The organism is Treponema endosymbiont of Eucomonympha sp. (genome assembly GCF_001028545.1).
Genome location: NZ_BBPW01000680.1, coordinates 1 through 436, shown reverse-complemented (window position 1 = coordinate 436; position 436 = coordinate 1). Strand labels below are relative to the sequence as shown.

The following is a 436-nucleotide window of genomic DNA, read 5'->3' as shown; positions in this document are numbered from 1 at the left end:
AAGCTCGCTTTCGGCTTTGCACGCGGCGTTCGGCACAAGCTCCTTCACCTTGAGCGCGGTCTTCGCAATATCTTTGAGATATTTGAATGCCGCCGGCAGGATATCCTTGTGTATCATGTCAGTCATCGTGAGCACTTCGATGCTCAGCGTCTTGCAATAGCCTTCGAGCAGGATTTCGTACCGCGACCGTACCTCCACTTCGCTCAGCACGCCGTGCTTTGCAAACAGGTCTATGCTTTTCTTGCTCACAAAGGCTTCGAGCGCTTCGGGTGTCGTGCGCAGGTTCGCCAGCCCGCGCTTTTCCGCCTCGGTGACCCACGCTTCGTCATAACCATTGCCGTTAAGGATGATTCGCTTGTGCGCCTTAATGGTGTCCTTGATGAGCGCGTTCAGCTCGCTGGTAAAATCCTTCGCCTTTTCGAGCTTGTCGGCGAAC

Annotated in this window: 1 pseudogene; it reads right to left on the bottom strand. The window is 54.8% G+C overall.

What is annotated here, in order from left to right:
* Positions 1-436: pseudogene (locus AWU74_RS12310) on the bottom strand (glutamine synthetase type III); the annotation flags it as partial.